Below are 5,045 nucleotides of genomic sequence, written 5' to 3'. Positions count from 1 at the left end.
CTGACTCCGGATGTGCTGGCCGGGCATTCGATCGGTGAGCTGGCTGCGGCGCATGTGGCGGGTGTGTTCTCGCTGGCGGATGCCGCGAAGCTGGTCGCTGCGCGTGGCCGGCTGATGCAGGCGCTGCCGGGCGGTGGTGCGATGGTCGCGGTGCAGGCGAGCGAGGCGGAGGTGCTGCCGCTGCTGACCGAGGGCGTGGGTATCGCCGCGGTCAACGGGCCCACGTCCGTGGTGATATCGGGTGCCGAGGATGCGGTGCTCGCGCTGGTCGCACAGCTGGAGGGACGCAAGTCCAAGCGGCTGACGGTCAGCCACGCCTTCCACTCCCCGCTGATGGACGGCATGCTGGACGACTTCCGCGCCGTCGCGCAGCAGGTCACCTATGAGTCCCCGCGACTTCCGATCGTCTCCACCCTCACCGGCGCCCCCGTCTCGACCGAGCTCACTGACGCCGAGTACTGGGTGCGGCACGTCCGCGAGGCCGTCCGCTTCGCGGATGCGGTCTCCGTCCTGGAGGCGGACGGTGTCCGGACGTTCGTCGAGCTGGGCCCGGACGGTGTGCTGTCCGCGATGGGACAGGACAGTGCGGCCGAGGCCGTGTTCGTCCCCGTCCTCCGGGCCGGCCGCCCGGAGGCGCGCACGCTGACCACTGCGCTCACGCAGGCGTTCGTCCGCGGCCTCGTCGTCGACTGGCCGGCCGTGTTCGCCGGCACGGGCGCGCGCCGGGTCGACCTGCCCACCTACCCCTTCCAGCGCCGGCGGTACTGGCTGGAAGGCGGCACGTCGGTCGGTGACGTCGCGTCGATCGGGCTCGGTGCGGCGGGGCACCCGCTGCTCGGTGCGAGTGTGGAGCTGCCGGAGTCGGACGGCGTGGTGTTCACCGGCCGGCTGTCGGTGCAGTCGCACCCGTGGCTGGCCGATCACGCGGTGATGGGCGCGGTGCTGCTGCCGGGTACGGCGTTCGTCGAGCTGGCGATCCGGGCCGGTGACCAGGTCGGCTGCGGGCTGCTGGAGGAGCTGACGCTGGAGGCCGCGCTGGTGCTGCCCGAGCGCGGCGGCGTCCAGCTGCGCCTGTCCCTGGCCGGCGTGGACGAGGCGGGCCGGCGGACGCTCAGCGTCCACTCGCGCCCGGAGGACGCCGGGGAGGGCGAGCCGTGGACGCGGCACGCCACCGGTGTGGTCGCACCCGACAGCACGGCCGCCGCCCCGTCGTTCGACCTGGTCGAGTGGCCGCCGACCGGTGCGGTGCCGGTTCCCGTCGACGACCTGTACGAGCGGCTGGCCGCGGCCGGGTTCGGGTACGGGCCGGTGTTCCAGGGCCTGCGCGCCGCCTGGCGCCATGACGGAGACACCTACGTGGAGGTGGCGCTGCCGGACGACGCCCGGGACTCCGCCTCGTCCTTCGGCCTGCACCCGGCGCTGCTGGACTCCGCGCTGCATGCGGTCGGACTCGGCGACCTGCTCGACGACACCGGGCGCGGGCGCCTGCCGTTCTCGTGGAACGGCGTCACCCTGTTCGCCTCGGGTGCCGGCGTGCTGCGGGCCCGGCTGTCCCGCGCCGGCGCGGACGCGATCACGCTGGGGCTCGCCGACGAGAGCGGCCAGGCCGTCGCCGAGGTCGGCTCGCTGGTGCTGCGTGAGGTCTCCGAGAGCCAGGTTCGCGGCGGTCCGGCCGAGTCGCCGTACCGGGTGGAGTGGACCGCGCTGCCGGTCTCCCCGGCGCCGACGGGCGACTGGGTCGTGCTCGGCGGGGAAGGCCTCGGCGCCGAGCTGTCCGCCGAGCCGTTCGCTGACCTGGTGCGGCTCCGCGAGGCGGTCGACGGGGGCCGGTCCGTCCCCGACACCGTGTTCCTCCCGCTTCTCGCGACTTCCGACGGCGAGGTGTCCGCTGCGGTCCGCGCCGCGCTGCACGGGGTTTTGGGGACGGTGCAGGAGTGGCTGGCTGATGAGCGGTTCGCGGCGTCGCGTCTGGTCCTGGTGACCCGTGGGGCGGTCGGTGCCGAGGTCGATGACCTGGTGCACGCCCCGGTCTGGGGCCTGGTGCGCTCCGCGCAGACGGAGAACCCCGGCCGCCTGGTCCTCCTGGACGTGGACAGTCCGGAGGTCGCGGAGGGCCTGGTGGCGGGCGCGCTGGCCGCCGATGAGCCCGAGCTTGCGGTGCGTGGTGGCGAGGTGCGGGTGCCGCGTCTGGCCCGGGCGGCAGTGTCGCCCGAGGCGGTGCCGGTGTTCGGGTCGTCGGGCACGGTCCTGGTGACGGGTGCGTCGGGTCTGCTGGGCGGGCTGGTGGCCCGTCATCTGGTGGTCCAGCACGGGGTGCGGAGTCTGCTGCTGGTATCCCGGCGTGGTGCGGACGCGCCGGGTGCGGCGGAGCTGGTCGCCGAGCTGACGGAGGCCGGCGCCACGGTGGCGGTCGCGGCCTGCGATGTGGCCGACCGCGACGCGCTGGCCGCGCTGCTCGCCGACCACGAGCTCTCCGGTGTGGTCCACACGGCCGGTGTCCTGGACGACGGCATCGTCACCTCGCTCACTCCCGAGCGGATCGACACCGTGCTGCGTCCGAAGGCCGACGCCGCCCTCCACCTCCACGACCTGACGGCCGGCCACCCGCTCACCGCGTTCGTGCTGTTCTCCTCCGCCGCCGGCACCTTCGGCGGCCCGGGCCAGGGCAACTACGCGGCCGCGAACGTCTTCCTGGACGCCCTCGCCGCCCAGCGCCGGACCGCCGGACTGCCCGCCACCTCCCTCGCCTGGGGCCTGTGGGCCGACGGCGCGGGGATGGCCGGCAACCTGGCGAGCGGTGATGCCGACCGGATGGCCCGGTCGGGTGTCGAGGGGCTGGCCGCAGCGGAAGGGCTGGCGCTCTTCGACGCCGCCGTCGCCACCAACGCCGCGACCCTGGTGCCGATGCGGCTCGACCTCGCCGCCGTCCGGCGCGAGTCCACCGCCGGGGTGCTGCCGCTGCTGCGAGGGCTGGTCCGGGTGCCGACCCGCCGCTCCGCCCGCGTCGGGGCTGCGGCGGGCGGCTCCGAGCTGGCCGCCCGCCTGTCGGCCCAGTCGGCCGCGGACCGGGAGCAGACCCTGCTCGGCCTGGTCCGCACCCGGATCGCCGCCGTGCTCGGCTACGCCGACGCGGGCGAGGTCGACGCCGGGCGGGCGTTCAAGGAGCTCGGCTTCGACTCGCTGACCTCCGTCGAACTGCGCAACCAGCTCAACGGTGAGACCGGTCTGCGGCTGCCCGCGACGCTGGTCTTCGACTACCCGACCCCGGGTTCCCTGGCCGCGTTCCTGCTCGCCGAACTGGTCGGTGACGCCGTCGAGCAGGGCCCCGCCGCGGGCCCGGCCGAGGCGACCGACACCGATCCGATCGCGATCGTCGGCATGGCCTGCCGCTTCTCGGGCGGCATCGGCTCGCCGGAGGACCTGTGGCAGCTGGTCTCGGAGGGCCGCGAGGCCGTCTCCGGCTTCCCGACCGGCCGCGGCTGGGACCTCGACGGTCTCTACCACCCCGACCCCGACCACCAGGGCACCTCGTACGCGCAGGAGGGCGGGTTCCTGCACGACGCAGGGCTGTTCGACGCCGCGTTCTTCGGGATCTCGCCGCGCGAGGCGCTGGCGATGGACCCGCAGCAGCGGCTGCTGCTGGAGACCTCCTGGGAGGCGTTCGAGCGGGCCGGAATCGACCCGGCGACGCTGCGCGGCAGCCGCACCGGCGTGTTCGCCGGCGTGATGTACCACGACTACACCAGCAATCTGGGTGAACTCCCCGACGGTGTCGAGGGCTACCTCGGCACCGGCAACTCCGGAAGCATCGCCTCCGGCCGCGTCGCCTACACCTTCGGCCTGGAGGGCCCGGCGGTCACCGTCGACACCGCCTGCTCCTCCTCGCTGGTCGCGCTCCACCTGGCGATCCAGGCGCTCCGCAGCGGCGAGTGCACGATGGCGCTCGCCGGCGGTGTCACCGTGATGGGCACCCCCGAGACCTTCGTCGACTTCAGCCGCCAACGCGGCCTCTCGCCCGACGGGCGCTGCAAGTCGTTCGCCGCCTCGGCCGACGGCACCGGCTGGGGCGAGGGCGTCGGCCTGCTCCTCGTCGAGCGGCTCTCCGACGCCCGTCGCAACGGACACCGGGTGCTCGCGGTCGTCCGCGGATCCGCGGTCAACCAGGACGGCGCCTCCAACGGTCTCACCGCGCCGAACGGCCCGTCCCAGCAGCGCGTGATCCGCCAGGCCCTGGCCGCCGCGGGGTTGACGGGCGACCAGGTGGACGCGGTGGAGGCGCACGGCACCGGCACGACGCTCGGCGACCCGATCGAGGCGCAGGCGCTGCTCGCCACCTACGGGCAGGCCCACACGGAGGAACTCCCGCTCTGGCTGGGCTCGGTGAAGTCGAACCTCGGCCACACCCAGGCCGCGGCCGGTGCGGCGGGCATCATCAAGATGGTGATGGCGATGCGGCACGGGATGCTGCCGCCGACCCTGCACGTGGACGAGCCCTCGCCGAACGTCGACTGGACGGCCGGCGCGGTCGAACTGCTCACCGAGTCGCGGCCGTGGCCCGAGACCGGACGGCCCCGACGGGCCGCGGTCTCCTCGTTCGGCATCAGCGGCACCAACGCCCACACCATCATCGAGGAGCCGCCGAGCGACCTCCGCACCGCGCAGCGCCGGCCGGCGGAGCGCCGGGCGCCGGTGCTGCCCTGGCTGCTGTCGGCCCGCGGCGAGGATGCACTGCGGGCGCAGGCCGAGCGGCTGACGGCCCTGGTGGAGGAGTCGCCCGATCTCGAACTCGCCGACGTGGCACACTCCCTGGCGACCGGGCGCGCCGTCCTCGAACGGCGTGCCGCAGTGGTCGGCGAGGACCGCGCTGCCGTACTGCGTGCGCTGCGCGCACTGGCGGCGGGCCAGCAGGACCCGGGGCTGGTCCAGGGCGTGGCCGTCGCCGGTCGGCAGGCCTTCCTCTTCACCGGTCAGGGCAGCCAGCGGGCCGGGATGGGGGAGGAGTTGTGTGCCGCCCATCCGGCGTTTGCTGCGGCGTTCGACGAGGT

Annotated in this window: 1 protein-coding gene; it reads left to right on the top strand. The window is 74.6% G+C overall.

All coding sequences use genetic code 11. From position 1 onward, the window contains the following. Positions 1–5,045 (top strand): SDR family NAD(P)-dependent oxidoreductase (locus tag ABTY15_RS39385; protein ID WP_350607482.1); only part of this gene is annotated, 5,045 nt, incomplete at both ends.

The sequence above is a fragment of the Kitasatospora sp. NPDC097643 genome, from assembly GCF_040302625.1.
Taxonomy (GTDB): Bacteria; Actinomycetota; Actinomycetes; order Streptomycetales; family Streptomycetaceae; genus Kitasatospora.
This window is presented reverse-complemented; position numbering and strand designations above follow the sequence as displayed.